Origin of the sequence: Rudaea sp., assembly GCF_036383415.1 — a bacterium.
Taxonomy (GTDB): Bacteria; Pseudomonadota; Gammaproteobacteria; order Xanthomonadales; family Rhodanobacteraceae; genus Rudaea.
Genome location: NZ_DASVOK010000370.1, coordinates 1 through 1,634, shown reverse-complemented (window position 1 = coordinate 1,634; position 1,634 = coordinate 1). Strand labels below are relative to the sequence as shown.

The window sequence follows — 1,634 nt, the reverse complement described above, 5'->3', positions numbered from 1 at the left end:
AGCCTGCGTTGCTGATCTGGCTCGATGGCGTCGGCAATCCGCACAACGTCGGCGCGCTGTTGCGCAGCGCGGCCAATTTCAATGCGCGCGGCGCGATCCTGCCGGCGGGCGCACCTGCGCTTTCGGGTGCGGCGATGCGCGTCGCCGAGGGCGGTGCCGAAGTGGTGCCGCTCGCGCAGGCGGCCGCGGGCGAGGACGTCTTCGCATCGCTGCACGATGCGGGTTTCGCGGTGGCCGCGACCGTACCTCGCGCGGGCTGGGGCTTGTACGAGAACAAACTTCCCGACCGCCTCGCGCTGATCCTCGGCGCGGAAGGCGAAGGCATGTCCGCGCGCTTGATTGCGGACGCCGACCTGCGCCTGACGATTCCCGGCACCGGCGCGGTCGAAAGCCTCAACGTGTCGGCGAGCGCGGCCGTTCTGTTCGCCGAATACTGGCGCCAGCATCGATAGTCCCGTGCGCCTTGTCGTCGCGCTGCTGCTGCTCGCGTTCGGCATCCCGCTGGTCGCGGCGACGCCGGGCCAGGCGCCGGGCTTCGATCTGCGGCCGGCGCAGGCCGTCGTGCAGCGCGTTCTTGGATCGCGCGCCGGGCAAATCGAACTGGGAGCGCTGGCAGCCGGCGACGACGGCGGGCGCTTTCGCATCGCGCCGGATGGAAAGCGCGTGAAGGTCGAGGGCACGACCGCGAGCGCGCTGCTGTTCGGCGTCAACTGGTATCTGAAGTACGTCGCGCACCGCCAGGTCTCGACCAACGGCGATCGTCTCGGCGACGAGGCGCTGCCCCTGCCGGACGAGACCATCGAACGCGCCGCGCGCTACGCCTGGCGCTACGCGCTCAACCAGAACACCGACGGCTACACGATGCCGTACTGGGATTGGTCGCGTTGGGAGCGCGAGATCGACCTCTACGCGCTCAGCGGCATCAACGCGATGATCGTCGAGCGCGGCATGGATTCAGTGCTCTACGAAACCTTCCGCGACTTCGGCTACTCCGACCGCGAATTGCGTGCGTGGATCACCCAGCCCGCGCACCAGAACTGGCAGCTCATGGGCAACATGTGCTGTTTCGATGGACCGATCAGCCGTGAGCTGATGGCCAGGCGCGCGAAATCGGCGCGGCAGATTCTCGCGCGCCTGCGCGAGCTTGGTATCACGCCCGTGCTGCCGGGTTTCTACGGCATCGTGCCGGCCGATTTCGCGAAGAAATTTCCGCAGGCGCACGTGATCGAACAGAGCGACTGGGCCGGTTTCACGCGCCCCGGCTGGCTCGATCCGCGCGATCCGCTGTTCGCGAAGATCGCCGCGAGTTTCTACCGTCACCAGCGCGAGCTTTTCGGAGACTCGACGATCTACGATCTCGAAATCTTTCAGGAGGGTGGCACCTCGGGTGACGTACCCGTGCGCGAAGGCGCACGTCTCGTGCAGGCCGCGCTCGATGCGGCGCATCCGGGGGCGAAATGGATGATGCTCGCCTGGCAGGGCAATCCGCAGGTGGAATTGCTGGCCGGCGTCGACCGCGACAAGCTCTTCATCATCGACATCGACCACGACAAGGTGCCGCGCGACGATCGCATGACCGATTTCAAGGGCGCGCCATTTTTGTTCGGCGGCATCTGGGCATTCGGCGGCCGCAC

General features: G+C 67.1%; 2 protein-coding genes. Both read left to right on the top strand.

Annotated elements, in window-relative coordinates:
* The coding region (locus VF497_RS13710; protein ID WP_330889636.1) for a TrmH family RNA methyltransferase at nucleotides 1-452 on the top strand (452 nt) is incomplete at its 5' end.
* Between the two features lie 4 nt (nucleotides 453-456).
* A partial coding sequence (locus tag VF497_RS13705) for an alpha-N-acetylglucosaminidase (RefSeq protein WP_330889634.1) occupies nucleotides 457-1,634 on the top strand: 1,178 nt, incomplete at its 3' end.